Source organism: Mycoplasmopsis columbinasalis (assembly GCF_900660705.1).
In the GTDB taxonomy this organism is placed as follows: Bacteria; Bacillota_I; Bacilli_A; order Mycoplasmatales; family Metamycoplasmataceae; genus Mycoplasmopsis; species Mycoplasmopsis columbinasalis.
This window is the reverse complement of sequence record NZ_LR215043.1, coordinates 214,321-231,824: the sequence shown is the minus strand read 5'-3', so window position 1 is coordinate 231,824 and position 17,504 is coordinate 214,321. Positions and strand designations below refer to the sequence as shown.

Genomic DNA, 17,504 nt, shown 5'->3' with positions numbered 1-17,504 from the left:
AACAAATAGCGAAGTTATTATATAACAACCGTTCCGTGCGTATCAAAAATTTTTTGTAATTTTTATAAGAACTAGCATTAAACAAAAAATGCTTTGACATAGGGTCAAAGCACAAATGGACTTAATCTTGTTTGAGTACTTTTTGGAGATAAATTCCCGTGTAACTTTTTGGATTTTGTGCCACAGCTTCGGGTGTACCAGTGGCAACAACTTGGCCGCCGTGACTACCGCCTTCAGGACCAAGATCAATGATGTGGTCAGCACATTTGATCACATCTAAGTTATGTTCAATCACAAGCACAGTGTCACCATTATCAACAATGCGGTTTAAAACATTTAGTAAATTCTGCACATCATAAGGGTGTAAACCAGTTGTTGGCTCGTCTAAAACAAAAAGTGTTTTTCCAGTAGCTTTCTTTTGCAAGTGAGTTGCAAGTTTTACCCGTTGTGCCTCACCACCAGAAAGCGTAGTTGACGATTGTCCTAATTTAATGTAACCAAGCCCAACATCTTGCAAAGTTTGTAATCTTTTTACAATGTTTGCACGCATTTGGAAAAATTCAATAGCTTCGTCCACTGTTAAATTTAACACATCAGCAATATTTTTACCGTGGTAAGTAATTTCAAGTGTCTCGCGGTTGTAACGATTACCCTCACAATCATCACAAGTGATGTAAACATCAGGTAAAAAGTGCATTTTAATTTGCAATGTTCCGTGCCCTTGGCATTTTTTACAACGACCACCTTCGATATTGAAAGAAAAACGAGACATTTGGTAACCTCGCACTTTTGCTTCAGTTGTGTTAGCAAAAATAGCACGAATGTCGTCAAAAACTCCGGTATAAGTTGCGGGGTTAGAACGAGAAGTTTGCCCAATTGGTGCCTGTGTTACTTGGACTACTTTATCAATGGCCTTGGTGTTTTTGAAACTTGAAAAGGCACCAACTTTTATATTTGTAGTGACAGCACGCAATGTTTTCAGAAGACCATTAACCAAAATAGAATTAACTAATGTACTTTTACCTGAACCACTTACACCTGTGACGGCAATAAATTTGCCAAGTGGAAAATGCACATCAATGTTTTTTAAATTGTTTTCCCGCGCGCCGAGCACACTGATGCTTTGACCCTTACCAGGGCGGCGAACTTCAGGAACTTCGATTTTACGAACACCGCTAAGATATTGGCCTGTGAGTGAATTAGGATTATTTTTAATATCTTCTAAATTACCAAGGGCAACGATTTCGCCACCGTGTGAACCGGCGCGCGGGCCAATATCAACAATAAAATCAGCCGCACGAATTGTATCTTCGTCGTGTTCAACAACAATTAGAGTATTACCAATTTCCACCATTTTTTGTAAAGTGGCAATTAATTTGTCATTATCTCTTTGGTGCAAACCAATTGATGGTTCATCCAAAACGTAAATCACGCCAGTAAGTGCAGAGCCAATTTGCGTTGCTAACTTAATCCGTTGACTTTCACCCCCACTTAAACTTTCCGCACTACGATTTAAAGTCAAATAGTTCAAACCAACATTTTGTAAAAAAGACAAACGATTTTTAAGTTCAGAAATAACTAAGGCAGCAATGGTGCGTTCTTTTTCGTTAAGGTCTAAATTTTCGATGGTTTCGAGCGCTTGGTCAACTGTCATTTCACTCAATTGTGCTATGTTATAGTCACCAACGCGAACGGCTAATGCTTTAGCATTTAGTCTAGTACCCTTACAATCTTTGCAAGTGAAAGTGCTCATAAATTGTTTGATTCAAGTTCGCACTTGTTCACTTGAAGTTTCACGGTATCTACGTTCAATTTTAGTAAGAATACCTTCGATTCTGCGGTTGTAACGTCTGATGCTTCCGCTTTCAGACTTAATGTCAAATTCCAATTCATCTGGAGAACCTTCTTTAATAATTTGTAGTTCTTCTTCAGACATTCTTTCAATTGGTGTTTGCCAAATGTCGATGTTATAAAAATCACACAAAATGTTGAATTCTTGTCATTCAATTTTTTCTGAACCAACAGAATTTTCAAAGATTTTAATCGCGCCTTGCGCGATCGAAAGTCAAGGATAAGGTACTAGTGCGTTAAAGTCGGCCTTAAGGTGTACACCGCGCCCTTCACAACTTGAACATCTGCCATCAAGTGACTTGAAGGAAAAGAGTTTTGGTTCAATTTTAGGCATTTCAAAATCTTTGAATTTGCAAGAGTGTTGTTGTGAAAACAATTTAATTTCACCATCAAGCGTTTCAATTTTGACTAAACCACGGCTATATTTCAGTGCCATTTCCACCGCTGCAGCGATGCGATTGTAATTAGTTTGACTAAGCACAATACGGTCAACAACAATGTCAATGGTGTGTTTTTTATTTTTTTCTAACACGATGTCTTCACCTAATTTATAGATTTCTCCGTCAATTTTAACTCTAGTAAAGTTGTCACGTTGTAACTTTTCTAACAACTTGGCAAAGGTACCTTTTTCGTTATCAACTACTGGACTCAAAATCATAACGTGACTTTGGTCAGGCAAAGTAAAAATTGAATTTAAAATTTCTTTGTTAGTTTGAGCAGCAATAGGAATGTTGTGGTTGGGACAAAACGGTTTGCCAATCCGAGCATAAAGTAATCTTAAATACTCGTAAATTTCGGTCACTGTACCCACAGTTGAATAAGGGTTGTTGTTGGCTGTCTCTTGCTCAATTGAAATTGAGGGACTTAGTCCTTCGATCGAGTCAACGTCAGGTTTAGAAGTACCACCTAAAAATTGAATTGCATAAGTTCCTAGCGAGTCAATGTAACGACGTCTAGCTTCTTCATAGATTGTGTTAAAAGCCAGCGATGACTTGCCACTGCCTGATAAACCACTAAAAACAATTAATTTGTTTTTTGGCAAAGTTAAAGACACATTCTTAAGGTTATGTTGACGAGCACCTTTAATTATTATTTCATCACGAATTGACATCTGGTTGTCTCCTATTTGTTATTCATTTCCAATTCAATTAACAAATCAAAAATTTCTTTGGCACGATCGAAATCAAGTTCTTTTTTGGCTTGTTCAAGTTCAGCTTTAAGTTTAGTCACAATTTGTTTTTTACTTACTTTCTTAGTGTCACCTTTTTTAGGTTCTTCGAGGTGATAGAATTTCATCAAATCATCATAAACTTTCGAATCATCTTGAATCGGTTCAGGAATTGGTTTTTGAATTGTACGTGGCACAATGCCATGTTTTTGGTTGTAAGCAATTTGTATTTCTCGCTTAGTACGATTGTCGTCAATAGTAGCTTGCATACTTTGCGTAATATGATCAGCATACATTAACACGCGCCCGTTGGCATTCCGTGCTGCCCGGCCAACAATCTGAATGAGCGATGTTTTGGAACGCAAAAAACCTTCCTTATCAGCATCTAAAATAATAATCAAACTTACTTCGGGTAAGTCAATTCCTTCCCGCAAGAGGTTAACGCCGATCACAGCATCGTAAACACCTTTTCTTAGTTTGCGTAAAATCGTGTTCCGTTCAAAAGTACTATGTTCCGAGTGTAAATAAGCAATTTTTTCTTTCTTTTGTAAGAAATAGTTGGTTAGTTCTTCAGATAGACGTTTGGTGGTAGCCAAAATTAATGTTCTCTCGCTTTTAGCTTTTTGTTTTTGCAACTCATCGTATATATCTTCGACTTGATTAGTAGTTGGTCTTACTTCAATTACAGGATCAAGTAAGCCAGTGGGACGAATTCATAAAGGGGTGATCGCGCCATAAGTTTTATTTAATTCATATTCATCTGGTGTGGCTGAAATGAAAACTGTTTGAAAATCAAAACAACTTTCAAATTCGTCAAAACGGAGCGGACGGTTATCAAGAGCACTTGGTAAACGGAAACCATATTCTACTAAGGTTTCTTTTCGTTCGCGATCGCCCCGATACATAGCTTTAAGTTGAGGAATCATCATATGTGATTCATCAATAAAAACTAAAGGATTTTTATCAGCCATATAGTCAAGCAATGTGTAAGGACGTTGTCCGAGTTCGCGACGGTCAAAGTACACAGAATAGTTTTCCACACCTGAGCAAAAACCATTTTCTTTGAGTTCATCCAAATCGCGGTTCGTGCGTTCTTCGATGCGTTGTGCTTCTAATAATTTGTTACGTTCACGGAAATATTGCACACGTTCAGCAAGTTCTTTTTCAATCTTACTTACAGCTTCTTGGACAATGTCTACACCTACAGTATAGGCATGAGCGGGAAAGATCGTAATAAATTCTTTCCGTTCAATAATCTTTTTATTTAGTGGATCAACAAGCGAAATTTCCTCAATTTCGTCACCGAAAAAATCAACACGAATTACGTGTTTGCTTGTGTCAAGTTGTTTAATAAAAACAGAGTCGCCTTTCGAGTCATAAGAACCACCAGTTAAATCGATTTTATGTTGGTATTGTAAAACGACTAATTTATGTAAAAAGTCGCGGCGCGAAATTTGCATACCAACGCGAATTGGTCAAAAGTTATCTAAATACTCTTTAGGGTTTAAAGCGCCATAAATTGCCGACACACTAGCAACAACAATTGTGTCATTGCGAGTTAAGAGTGCGTTGGCTGCTGACATTCTCATTGCGTCTAATTCAGCATTAGTTTGCGAGACCTTATCACTGAATGAGTCACTAGCAACGTGATAATATTCAGGACGATAGTAATCAAAATATGAAACAAAATATTCCACACGGTTATGTGGAAAAAAATCTCTTAGTTCACTATAAAGTTGTGAAGCCAAAGTTTTGTTGTGTGAAAGCACTAATACAGGGCGGTCAAAATGGGTAATCACATTAGCGATCGTAAAAGTTTTACCAGACCCAGTGATACCTTGCAAAACTTGGTATTTTTCACCATTTTTAATGTTTTTTACCAGTTCAGCAATTGCTTCTGGTTGGTGTCCTGCAGGTTTATAGTTCGAGACTAATTCATATTTATGCATAGCAAAAGAATTATATAGAATTAACTCTTATTATTCTTATTAATTTAAATACCATTTTTCTTCAGAATGCAATGAAAATGTACAAAAAAACCATTTAAATCGCAGTTTTTGGTTATTTTACGGATAATTAAATCCAATGTTTTTGATAAGAGGTAATTTGCAAAAAACATAGCAAAAGTGAATTTCATATATAATAAAAAAGTATTTTTTACGTGTTGTCTAATGAATAATTTTTGCAGCGAAATAATTTAGTAAAGGAGAGCTATGAATCATATTAGTATCTTTGCTCTTGGCGGTTTAGATGAAAATGAAAAAAACTGCTATGTTTTGGAGTGAAACGAAAAAATATTTATTATCAATGCTGGAACAAAAATTCCGATTAATTCAACCAATGGAATTGACACTTTAATTCCAAATTTTGATTATTTAGTCAAAAACAAAGATCGTATCCAAGGCATTTTTATAAGTGATGTCAAAAGTGATACTTTTAGTGCTTTGCCATGATTATTAATGCAAATTCCTAATTTAAAAATTTACACTTCTGAATTTAACAAATTAATGATTTTGGATCGTTTGTCTAAATATCGTATTAGCAATGCTGCATACAAAATTTTTGTTCTCAAAGATGTGAAGAAATTTGATGACATTTTCATTCAACCAATTGATATTGCTGGTTCAATGCCTGGTTGCTTAGGTTTTGATTTTATTACTCCAGATGGTGATGTACTTTTTATGTTTAACTTTGTTGAAGGAAATTTAGGTATTTATGGCAAGTTAAGCTTTGATAGCTTAGCCAAAAATTTTACTAAACGTAAACTTTTAGCTTTAGTTGTTGATGCTGGTAGAGTAAATTTGAATGGCAAAGCAATTGAAAAGATTGCTTTACCACAGTCAATAAAAGAAGTTTTTTTAAATGCAGGACCAAAAGAAAGAATTATTGTAAGTGCTTACGATGAAGAAATGGCATCAATTCAACAAATTCTAGACTTAGCTTACAAAACAAAACGTCCAGTTGTTACTTATGGCAAAACTTACGGTCAAGTGTTTGAACTAATTAGAAATACTTATAGTAAATTAAATTGACCAAATGCTATCGATTATCGTAACGCAAATAAAATACCAAATGCTGTTGTGCTTGTAACTGGATCAATTAATCGTCTCTTTAGTCGTTTTCTAAGAATTACTGAAAAAAACGATGTCTTTTTATCGTTGAACGCTAATGATAATGTGCTTTTTCTTTCGCCAGCAGTAAATGGGTTAGAAAAATTAGAAGCGTTAACACTTGATGAAATTGCTAAAGTTACTTCTAAAATTTATGATGTTTCTTCTTCTGAATTCTATCGTCACCGTCCTGCACGACAAGACATTATCGATCTAGTAACCAAGACTAAACCACAATATGTAATTCCAGTCGAAGGTCTTTATCGTTATTTAAGTGATGCACAAAGATATATTGCCAAAGAATGCAAAATGAAAGAAAATCAAATTTTAGTGTTGCAAAATGGTCGAATTGCTCACTTTATTGACGGCAAATTAGCTTCCTCAAAAGGAAAAGTCAAAGAAGTTGGTGAAACCATTATCGACGGTTACGGAATTGGTGATATATCTTCTGAAGTCGTGATGGAACGTGAAGTTTTAGGGCGTGAAGGTGTAATTGTCGTGAGCGTTTTATTCGATTCTAAAACTAAAAAACTAGTTTCTAAAATTCAAATTAATTTCGTTGGGTCGATTAGCAAAGAAGCAAAAAAAGATGCTTCAGAATTAATTAAACAAGTAATTTTAAAAATTCTTGAAGAGGAAAAATTTGCTAATATCAAAGAATTACAAAACAGAGCACGTCAAGTTATTAAAAGAAAAATTTTCAAAAATTATGACAAAGAACCACTTGTAGTGGTGACATTTCAACAAATTAGCTAATTTTTAAATGATGACGAAATCGTAGTTTCGAAATCTTTTCTGAAATAAAAATTTAGGTTTACGCCAAACCTATTTTTTTAAAAAACACTTTTTCACTACTGAATCAAAATATATGCCTATGTTATAGTACTATTTGAAAATTAGACATAAAATCAAGTTAGTTACTGAATTCTTATAGTTATTTTGTTTGTATTATAATATTTATACTTATATATTTATATAGTACATTGAACAATCTGAAAGGATAAAATGAAGGCATTTACTATTACAGTGCAGGACCCAATGGGTATGCACGCGCGTTGAGCAACAGCGGTATCATCTGTAGCATCAAAATACAATAATTGTGAAATTAAGGTTGTTATGAAAAAAAATAACCTTGAAGCAAATGCCAAATCAATTATGAGCTTGCTATCACTCCCAATTCGCAAAAGCGATAAAATTACTTTTAAAGCATCTGGTAGTGACAAGGAGCAAGACGCGCTTAGTTCAATCAAAGAAGTTTTACTTAAGCACGGAGTAGCGAGTCAAGAAGAATTAAATTTGTAGAAAGAAAGGCAAATGAATTTTGCTAAATATTTAACTAAAAAAATCTTTCTTTTAGCTGTTACATTCAGCATAGCTTTATTTTTGGGCTATGTTTTTTTCTTTTTATTATTGAACAAAACACAAACGGTGTCGATTTTAGAAGGGTTCTTTCTTTTTTTAAATAATTTAAGCAAAGGTTTTGGTCAGCTTTACAATACCACTATTGCTGATGCTTTTAGCAGTCCATTGACTTTGTTTTGAAATTATTATCAATGAAGCTTTTTGTTTGTGAGCACAACTTTAGTTATTTCCGTTTTAGTAGGTCTTACGATTGGTTTAGTAATGGGTTACAAAAATAACAAAAGCAGTGATTTGATATTATCCTTTTTTGTCTTTGGTGCAATTGCCATTCCTACCTTTGTTTTAGCTCCAATATTAATAGTTGTAGCTCAAAACAATGATTTACCAGTTATGTTTTTAAAACCATCTGTTTTAGGGTTGAATTGAACAATTGCGTCATTGATTTTTCCAATCATTTTATTATTGGTTGTACCAGTAAGCATAATTTCTACGATTACGAAAAACACTATAATAAAGAGTTATACAGAAAGTTATATTGTGCAAATGCAAGCTAATGGTATGAGTACAACTGCAATTTTTAGAAAAGCTATTTTTAAAAATATTTGCACAAATTTAGCTGGTAATGCGTTTGGAATTTTAATTTTAGTTTCAAGTTTTAGTTTCATAATTGAAAGAATTTTTCAAATCCCAGGGCAATCTTTGTTACTAATAAATATGATTGAAAGTAATGAAATTAATGTACTATTGTGTTTTTTATTTTTTAAACTATTAATTTTCTTGCTTTTTCTTTTACTTTTTGACACACTAAGCGACGTATGAAATAACTTGATTGAAGAAAAAACACAAGGTTGATACATTTGAAAACATATAAAACAAAGAAGTTGACTAAATAAGGAGCGGAAAAATGCAGAAACAAGAAAATAAAAATAACTCTGAATTATTTCGCTTTAGTCAATCTAAACCTTTGTTTTATTCTCCATCGAATCCTGAAAATTCTTTTAAAAGATATTGAAGACGTTTTTTTTCAAAAAAACTAAATTGGGTAATTTTGTTTTTGTTCATTGTTTTTTTATTATTTATCTTTCTTAGTGCAATTTTCTATCCATATTCGTCAAATAAAGCTGTTTTAAATAATGATTTTGTGAAGAATTTACCAAATTACACTAATCAAATTTTGACTAAAAAATTTGATCTAAACGATCCAAATTATTTATTGATCAAACAGCAAGCAGCTAAGAATTCCGCAATTGTTATTCAAGAAGTTTTTATCAGTGATAAAGTTAATTTGACGTATAACCCTTATTTGTTGTTGTATTCGTTATACGCAAAAAATTTTGTTTTGCTATTTGGCACTAACAGCTTTGGGATAAGTTACTTTAGTTTCTTTGTTAATTCATTTGCAAAAACTATTGGTTTGATTACATTAATCATTTTGTTGCAATTTTCGATAGGGTTGCTATTAGGAATGTTTTTAGGTTATTTTTCTAATTTTAAACTATTTAAAGTTAATTACTTCTTGTTCAACACTTTAAGTATTATTCCATTAACTGTTTTGTCCATTATCATTTTCAAACTTGTTGGTTATTCTGATGCAAAAATTATTTTTATTCCTGGCATTTTAGGGTTTGTAAATTTCTTTTATTTTGGCTACAACGAAACTATTCTGATAAAACAAAAAGAATACATTAACGCTTTACGTTCTCTAGGGTTAACCAACACAAAAATTCTTTTTTCAACTATTTTGCCTCAACTTTTAATTAATTCGCTCAATACAATTGCGGAAAACATAAGTTTATGCATACTTATAATTAGTTCGCTTGCATTTTTTAATATTGATAATTTAGAGAATGCATTAAATTTAGGCAGTGTTTTTCGAGAAATTTTAATTAATACAAAAAATGGATCCTATCTGACTTTTGTGATTCTTTCTGTTTCGTTTTTTGTTCTTATCAGTAAATTATTTGGTTTGAAATTATTTTTAGCTTGAAGAGTAAATGCGTAGAGGGTACTAATGAAATTAATAAAAAAACTTTCTTTGTTGACAACAATGTTAGCTCCTGCAATTGCAACTACTAGCTGTAACATTAGAGAAGCAGCCGCAAGTAACATTTATATAAAAAAATTCAATAGTCCAAATAATTTAAAAACAGATTTTGTAATTAATAAAGTTGGAAAAGTAACCAATGACTTTGAATCACTTTTGCATTCCCCACTTTTAAAGTGAACTTACGATGGCAAAGCAAAATATGATTCAATTAACAAGCAATTTTATAATTCAAGTTTAAAGTATCTTTCTTTTGGTTTGGCTAGACTTATTATTTTGGTTAATGATAAAAAAGAAGAAAATGTTTTTCTGCAAGACAGTGTGCAAACAAATAATCATTTATCAACTAACGAAACAGGAATAAAACAAGTTTTTTCAGATAACAAACAAAATATTAATTCTGAATTCTTTTTTGAAACATTAAAAAAGGCTGTGGAAATAAGAATTCAGCTAAAGAATAATATTTTGTATGTTAATAACAATGGAGAATTTATTAAAGGGCTTGGTGTACGCGCGATTGATTATTACACGTCCTTTAAAAATGATTGGGATAATACAATAAATTTATTTACTACTTATCAGTTAGAAACTCCAAAAGCAGAAGACTTTGTTGACAAAAGTTCGTCGATTAGTACTATCACCTTTAGATCACTTAATACCGTTAAGCCTGAACTTTCTGATTTTGTTCTCAACGAAATTCCAAATAATTTAATTTTTAATCCATTATTATCGTCAGATAAAAACCCTTTTGGTGCTGACTACGGAAAAACTCTAGACAAAACACTTTTTACTTCACCTTATTATTTAGCTTACAATTCATTTGAACAGCAAATTTTTAAAAAAAACCCTCATTTTGTCGATTCTAATTTTGTTAAAAATTCTAAAAAATTAGAAAAAATTGTTCTTAACTATAATTTAGTCCCTCAAGATTTAAGTACTTTTCAGTTACAACAAATGGAAGGTTTTAAACAAAATTTAGTGACTGAAGTTGAATATAATGTTCTCAATTCCAACCAAAAAGAAGAAGTAGATACGTTGCCTGTTCTTTTTAATTTAACTTACGCTACTGATGCTAAAGACTATTCAAATTCAGTTAATTTATTTTGAAATGTCAGCGGCGATTTCGAAACAAATGAACAACTTTTCAGTAAAGCATTCGGAAAAATTGTTTTAGGAAATATTTACGACCAAAGTTTGTCAGGAGAGGAAAGCGAATTTTTCTTTCCAAAAAGATTTGAATTAAGACATTTACTAAATTTAATAACCAATCCAAATACTTTTCAAAAGTTAATCAATAATAGAAAATATTGAAATAATGTTATTTTGCAAAATGCAAACTTAAACTCCGTTGATTCTGAAAGTTTTTCCACAAGCAAATTAATAGATTACGAAAGCTTTGTTAATAATTTTTATGATTTAAATTTTGCGACAAAAACTATTAGTTTCATTAGTGACTTTGAATTTGAAGACGCAAAAAACGCTGCGCTTTTATCAGCTGCTGACGCCTTAAAAAGTCCTTATTTTAGTGAATTTAAAACTCGGATAATAGCGTTGTTAAATTTCTTTTATGATTATTATCATTTTGATAAACAAGAAAAATTTAGTTGAACAATTCCTGTTTTTGCGACAAAAAACAAAGAAATTGAGACGATTTTAACATTAATTTTAAATAATATTAAATCCATTGATGAAAGATTAGAACCACGGTTTGAATTTTTTGCTAAAACAAACAAAAAAACACCATTTGTTTTGCAAAAAATGCATTTTGAAAATCTAGCTTTTAGTAATATTTTTGCTTCATTGTTGTTTAGATCTGATTTATTCTTTTGAGCTTACTTACTAAAAGCTCGCGATTTTGTTGTAAGCAACGATAAAGAGTTTACTTCTTGAAGCGATTTAAAAACCAATGGTTTGTTGTCTTTTGAGCCTATAAAAAAGGTATATATGTGAATTGAAACTAACTTTAAACCAGAAGTTTTTAGTACTAGTGAAACTTCACTCGCAACACTTTTAAGTCACAGTAAAAATTTAAAAACTATTACTGATTTGAAGTTAGACTTTGCAAATTTTCTTAAAACTTTTTCCAGAGCAGAACAACTTGATCTAATCAAAGTTGTGAATTTGATTTTTGACGGACAAATTTCGATAGATTCTTATATTCAAGCAAATTCATATTCAAAACAGCTCATTCAAATAACTTTTGAAAAGCCTCTTAATGATTTGGGGTATACACAGTATCAAGACATTAATTATTTTGGTTAGCTACAAATATTACTATGTCATAGTATTAAATTTAAAATTTGCTAACTTTATATTAGTATCAAATTATGTTTTCAAATTTTCTGCTTATGGTTTTGCGTTATGTTATAATACTTTAACGCAAAGGGAGATGTAGTTCAATGGTAGAACCCCAGCCTTCCAAGCTGGTCATGCGGGTTCGATTCCCGTCATCTCCTCCATTTGATTTAATCACCATTTATAGACGCACTTGTTGTGTCTATATTTTATATTTAAATAACTTTGGCTTATAATTTACAAATATTTTTGAGATAAAGTATTTAGATAATATAAAGATATTAAAAGAGGTACGATGAAAACTAAATTTATTATTACTACAGGTGGTGTCTTGTCTGGCTTAGGTAAGGGTGTGGCTTGTGCATCGATAGGGAATTTATTAAAGACCCAAGGTTTTAGTGTTTTTGCTCTCAAACTTGATCCATATTTAAATATTGATCCTGGTGTAATGAGTCCGAATGAACACGGTGAAGTATTCGTCACCGCTGACGGTGGGGAGACTGACTTAGACTTAGGACACTATGAAAGATTCATTGATGTTAAGTTAAATAAAGATAGTAATTACACCAGCGGAAAAATTTTTACTAGAATTTTTGAAAAAGAACGTCGCGGCGAATATGGTGGCAAAACCGTCCAAATTGTGCCACACGTTACAGACGAAATTATTAAAATTGTTACCGACTTAGCTGAAAGTAAACAACCTGATTTTATGCTTATTGAAATTGGTGGTACGGTTGGCGACATTGAGTCAAACCCTTACATTTATGCAATGAGTAAATTTGCTGCCCAACACCCAGCAAATGTCCTTTTCACCCACTTAGCATTTGTGCCTTACTTATCTGCTTCTAAAGAATACAAATCAAAACCATCACAAGTTTCAATTGCTACTTTGCGTTCGTATGGAATTAATCCTAACTTGTTGTTATTAAGATCGCAAGGTGAAATTGACCACAATATTATTCGTAAGGTAGCGGAAAGCTCTTTCCTTAATCCTAAACAAGTGATCAGTGTACCTGATAAATCAACTATTTACGAAGTACCTTTGTACTTGTTAAAACAAGGTGTACTTGAAATTATTTTTGAACATTTTCATATTCAGAAAGAAATCGAACTGACTAAACATCAAAATTGGTCACGTTTCATTGAAAAATATTTATTGCCAAAACAACACCAAATTAAACTATTGCTAGTTGGTAAATATATGGGGCTTGATGATGCTTACTTATCAATTATTGAAAGTATTAAAATTGCCCAAGCTCACAATGATGTCAAAATTGATTTCGATTTAGTAAGTGCCGACACAATTAATGCGCAAAATGCCGACGAAATTTTAACTAAGTATGATGGCGTGCTCATCTTACCTGGTTTTGGTAAACGAGGTTTCGAAAGCAAAATTTTTGTAAGTAACTACACTCGCACGCACAATATTCCAACTTTAGGAATTTGTCTTGGCTTTCAAGCTATGGTGGTAAACCAAGCAAGATTGCAAGGTATTTCTAATGCCACCTCAAAAGAATTTGCAAGTGCCAGTGCAACTGAAACTTATGTTCTAACACCTTTTTATGAAAACGGAGATAAACAACAAATCGGTGGCACTTTGCGTTTAGGCGAAGATCAAGTGATTGCCAAACCAGGGACTTTAGCTGCTAAGATTTATGGTGACCAAGTCTTTTTCCAACGTCATCGTCATCGTTATGAAGTGGCTCCACAATTTCGTGAATCACTTCAAGATGAAAACTTTGTGTTCTCAGGGTCAAAACCAGCATCTAAAAATGTCGCTGAAATCTGTGAATTGAAAAATCATCCTTTTTACCTTGGCGTGCAGTATCACCCTGAATTCACCACTAGAGTCTTAACTTCAAACCCTCTTTTTGATAGTTTTATTCAAGCTGTCATTGTTCACAAAACTAAATAGCAAATTAAGGAGTATTTATGTCAAATCCATCTGAAAAGAAAGATTATAAAAACACACTAAATATGCCCGTAACTAACTTTGAGATGAGAGCAAATTTAGTGCAAAAAGAACCTTTGTTTCGACAAGAATGAGAAAAAACTTTACTTTACCAAAAAGTTTTAGCGTCAAATGCGAACCAACCAACTTTTATTTTGCATGATGGGCCTCCCTATGCTAATGGTAGTTTACACACAGGACATGCTTTAAATAAAATTTTAAAAGACATCATTGTACGTTATAAATCAATGAATAATTTTTATGCACCATTTGTGCCTGGTTGAGATACTCATGGTATGCCAATTGAACACAAAATGCTCGAACAAGCTAAACTTAATGTTAAAACTTTAACACCATTAGAAATACGTCAAAGAGCTGCTAAATATGCTCTTGAACAAGTTGAAATTCAAAAAGAGCAATTCAAACAAATGCAATTGTTGAGTGATTTTAAAAAATACTACATCACCCTAGACAATAATTTTGTTGCTAAACAATTGCAATTGTTTAAGAAAATGGTTGTGAATGGACTTGTGTATAAAGGTTTAAAACCAGTTTATTGATCACCATCTTCACAATCAGCTTTAGCAGAAGCTGAAGTTATTTATAAAAATGTTGATTCGCCAGCAATCTTTGTGGCTTTCCCAATTACACAAATACCTGCAAATTCAAAAGTAAGTGTGGGCGATAATTTAGTCATTTGAACTACCACACCATGAACTTTACTTGCCAATGCTGCCGTAGCTGTGGGTGAAAACTTTAAATATTCACGTGTTGCCTTCAATGGCAAAACCTACATTTTTGCGAGTGAATTAGTTGAAAAAGTAACTACAAAGTTGGGCTGAACTAACTACCAAGTGCTTAGTGAACTTAACACTTTAAAAGATCTTGTGGGTGTGCAGTACACAAGCCCTTTGAATAGTTTAACTGCGCCAGTAGTACTTGGGCACCACGTTACACTCGAGGCTGGTTCTGGGCTTGTTCACATTGCGCCTTTATTTGGTGAAGACGACTTTAACATAGGCAAAAACAACAAATTAGTTAACATTATGCACATCGAAGATGATGGCAGCATTAACCAAGCAGGTGGCAAGTATGCTGGCCTTAATTATGGCCAAGCTAACAAAGTTATTATTGATGATTTACAAGCACAAGGCTTATTATTAAAACATTCAGTACTTAACCACTCGTACCCACACGATTGAAGAACTCACAAACCAATTTTGTATCGTGCGACACCACAATGATTTGTTTCAATTGAAAAGATTCGCGACAATATTTTAGAACAACTTGAACAAGTCAACACTTACACCGAGTGAGCTAAAAAACGTTTACACAATATGATTGCTGATCGTCACGATTGAACTATTTCACGCCAAAGAACTTGAGGTGTGCCAATTATTATCTTCTACGACGAACACAAAAATCCTGTTTTTGTGGAGGAAATTTTTGACTATGTGATTGCTTTAATTACCAAATCAGGTGCTAACATTTGGTGAGAAAAAACTACTGACGAGTTATTGCCAGAAGAATATCGCGGCAGAAATTGAACCCGTGAAATGGACATTATGGATGTGTGATTTGATTCAGGTTCGACTTCTTTTGCCGTTGAAATTGATCCACGTGCGCAAGCGCCATACGATTTATATCTAGAAGGTAGCGACCAATATCGTGGTTGATTTAACTCATCGTTAATTAACTCAGTTGCCTACGCGGGTGTAACCCCTTACAAAAACTTGTTAAGTCACGGCTTTGTTCTTGATGAAAAAAGCGAAAAGATGTCAAAATCTAAAGGTAATACCATTGATCCGCTTGACATTATTAAAAAAGATGGTGCCGACATTTTAAGACTTTGAGTTGCCAATAGTGAATATACTAATGATGTCACTTTAAGTGTTAACATTTTGAACCAAAATAAAGAAATTTATCGTAAGATTCGGAACACAATTAAGTTCTTATTAGGAAATTTACATCAGTTTACTTATGATTCAAAATTAGTGAGAGTTGGTGTACATGCCTATGTTAAAGCACAATTCGAAGCTTTTAAACAAGATGTACTTAAAGCTTACGATGAATATCGTTTCATCAATGTCATCAAGTTAATTAATAATTATGTAATCGAATTATCAAGTTTTTATCTTAATGTAGCTAAAGACATTTTGTATGTGGAAGAAGTTAATTCACCAGCAAGATTAATGGTGCAAACTAACTTATACGAAATTACTGACTTCTTAATCAAGGCAATTGCGCCGATTTTACCGACTACTGCTGAAGATGCTTACAGAAATTTTAACAAAGCAAATAAACTTGAATCAGTGCATCTGAAAAAATTCGCTCCAGTTAGTTCTTATGACGTGAAACTTCTTGAACAATGAAAAGAATTCTTTGACTTGCGTGACCAAGTTAATTTATTACTTGAACAGTCAATTCAAGGCGGCTTAATCAAAAGAACTAACGAAGCTAAATTGGTGGTTAACACCAAGAGTGAATTTATTAAATCATTAAACTTAAAACAATTATTGATGGTTGGACTTGTAGAATTTGGTTCAAAAACAAGTATCGAAAAATTTGATTCTCTCAAATGTGCTCGTTGTTGAAATCACTTCACACCGTCACAAATTAAAGATGAATTATGTCCATTATGTCACCAAATTTTATTCAAAGAGGCTAAATAATGGGACATCAAGCTGCCCAAAAACAAAAGTTTAGCGTGGCATTTAAACAGTATTTTCTTCGTTTAGGACAAGATCTTAAGCAAAACCCGCGCAAATATTTAATTCGTTACTCAATCTTTCTTGGCTTATTTGCAGGTTTTTTGTTACTGGATCAAATTACCAAAATCACTATCTTTAAGTGAAATTCGTCACATACCGATGGTTTGTATGTGAGTGATCATAGTTCTGCTGTGAGTTGAGGGATTATTGGCTTTCGTTCGGTTGGACATTATGGCGTAACTTTGTTTCCGCAAAAAAATAATGCCATTGTCATTAATACTGTGCAAGCATTAAGTATCGTTCTTTGTTTAGTTTTTTTAACTGCACCGTTATTTTGCAAAAAGAAAACAATTTTTGTATTTTTAGCAATGGTGATGGCTGGAGCCGCAGGCAATATGATTGATCGTTTCGCTTTCAATGGTATGGTCAAAGATATTTTGTATGTTCCTTTTCTTGAAAAATGACGCGGACGTGACGCAGGAACATTTAACTTAGCTGATCTTTTTATTGTTGTGGGCGGTTTTGGCAGTGTTCTTTACTATGGAATTAACTCAATTCTTACTTACAACAATGAAAGAAAAAAGCACGCTCAACTACAAAATTCTGAAACCAAATTAAGCGACAAAATTTACCAACACAACAATAACACAGATGTAAAAACCAACCAACCAATTGACAAAAAAGATGATTCTTTGCTCGACAAAGAAAATAATACAACATCTGATGCTACTGTTGATAACTCAGAAACTTCAAATTAAATTTAATTAACTCACTTAGTAACGTGATGTTTATTAGCGAGAAAATTTTTGGGACTAACTTTTAATTTCATCGTTAGATTTTTTGCAGTTTTTGCAGAAAAAGAGAAAACTCAGCAATTATTAAGAAATTCATTTCAATTTTAAGAATATAACTTAAAATTAAGTAAACATACCCAAAACAACAGATATATCACAAGGAAGACGAAGTGTGGGGCTTCGTCTTTTTTGATTCATTTTTTCGCGTCAAATTAAAC

General features: G+C 32.8%; 10 protein-coding genes and 1 tRNA gene. 9 read left to right on the top strand and 2 right to left on the bottom strand.

The window, feature by feature from the left end; genetic code table 4:
- Window positions 1-121 precede the first annotated feature (121 nt).
- Both uvrA and uvrB read right to left on the bottom strand, forming a co-directional pair.
- Window positions 122-2,962 carry an excinuclease ABC subunit UvrA gene (gene uvrA, locus EXC55_RS00780; RefSeq protein WP_129622797.1) on the bottom strand — a complete coding sequence of 947 codons (2,841 nt, stop codon included), beginning with the start codon at window positions 2,960-2,962 and terminating at the stop codon, window positions 122-124.
- A gap of 11 nt (window positions 2,963-2,973) precedes the next feature.
- A complete protein-coding gene (uvrB, locus tag EXC55_RS00775) occupies window positions 2,974-4,968 on the bottom strand; it encodes an excinuclease ABC subunit UvrB (RefSeq protein ID WP_129622796.1) in 1,995 nt (664 codons plus the stop codon).
- Between the two features lie 264 nt (window positions 4,969-5,232).
- On the opposite strand from uvrB, the gene EXC55_RS00770 reads away from it, so the two are divergent.
- From EXC55_RS00770 to EXC55_RS00730, 9 genes are all read left to right on the top strand, one after another.
- A complete protein-coding gene (locus tag EXC55_RS00770; protein ID WP_129622795.1) occupies window positions 5,233-6,885 on the top strand; it encodes a ribonuclease J in 1,653 nt (550 codons plus the stop codon).
- Between the two features lie 249 nt (window positions 6,886-7,134).
- Entirely contained in the window at window positions 7,135-7,431 is a 297-nt protein-coding gene (locus EXC55_RS00765; RefSeq protein ID WP_129622794.1) for an HPr family phosphocarrier protein, read from the top strand.
- 12 nt (window positions 7,432-7,443) lie between these two features.
- Window positions 7,444-8,415 (top strand): ABC transporter permease subunit, encoded by a 972-nt coding sequence (locus EXC55_RS00760; protein WP_129622793.1) that lies wholly within the window; start codon window positions 7,444-7,446, stop codon window positions 8,413-8,415.
- Window positions 8,396-9,493 (top strand): ABC transporter permease subunit, encoded by a 1,098-nt coding sequence (locus EXC55_RS00755; RefSeq protein ID WP_129622792.1) that lies wholly within the window; start codon window positions 8,396-8,398, stop codon window positions 9,491-9,493. The genes EXC55_RS00760 and EXC55_RS00755 overlap by 20 nt, the downstream gene beginning before the upstream one ends.
- Before the next feature lie 9 nt (window positions 9,494-9,502).
- Window positions 9,503-11,797, top strand: a complete 2,295-nt coding sequence (locus EXC55_RS00750; protein WP_129622791.1) for an OppA family ABC transporter substrate-binding lipoprotein — start codon at window positions 9,503-9,505, stop codon at window positions 11,795-11,797.
- A 123-nt stretch (window positions 11,798-11,920) separates the two neighbouring features.
- A tRNA-Gly gene (locus EXC55_RS00745) sits at window positions 11,921-11,994 on the top strand.
- Window positions 11,995-12,125: 131 nt separating this feature from the next.
- On the top strand, window positions 12,126-13,745 hold the full coding sequence (locus EXC55_RS00740; protein ID WP_129622790.1) for a CTP synthase: 1,620 nt from the start codon (window positions 12,126-12,128) through the stop codon (window positions 13,743-13,745).
- Between the two features lie 17 nt (window positions 13,746-13,762).
- Window positions 13,763-16,453 (top strand): isoleucine--tRNA ligase, encoded by a 2,691-nt coding sequence (ileS, locus tag EXC55_RS00735; RefSeq protein WP_129622789.1) that lies wholly within the window; start codon window positions 13,763-13,765, stop codon window positions 16,451-16,453.
- Window positions 16,453-17,250 (top strand): signal peptidase II, encoded by a 798-nt coding sequence (locus tag EXC55_RS00730; protein WP_129622788.1) that lies wholly within the window; start codon window positions 16,453-16,455, stop codon window positions 17,248-17,250. The genes ileS and EXC55_RS00730 overlap by 1 nt, the downstream gene beginning before the upstream one ends.
- Window positions 17,251-17,504: the final 254 nt, after the last annotated feature.